1 protein-coding gene is annotated in these 230 nt (G+C 42.2%); it reads left to right on the top strand.

The genetic code is table 11. The features are described 5' to 3' along the window. On the top strand, positions 1-230 hold a 230-nt coding region (locus HMPREF2628_RS04725), incomplete at both ends, for a hypothetical protein (RefSeq protein WP_142350497.1).

The raw sequence follows: 230 nt of genomic DNA, 5'->3' as shown, positions 1-230 counted from the left end.
TGGACACATGATTCTAAGATGCCAGGAAATCGTTACATCGAGGGTGAATTGACGACACCAGTCAAAGCCAACTATCTTCGTGTCATCTATACAGCTGACTATGATGCTCGTTTTGTAGGATTTACAGAATTGGTGATCAATGATGGCGAATTTGTCAAACCAATCAATGATCCAACTGTAGAAGGAAACGGTGGCGAAAGCCGAGGCAACTTCTATACTAATCTCGTAGA

This window comes from Streptococcus sp. HMSC063B03 (assembly GCF_001836965.1).
GTDB classification, from domain to species: Bacteria; Bacillota; Bacilli; order Lactobacillales; family Streptococcaceae; genus Streptococcus; species Streptococcus pneumoniae_F.
The sequence above is the reverse complement of the archived record's forward strand: the minus strand, read 5'-3'. Positions and strand labels throughout refer to the sequence as shown.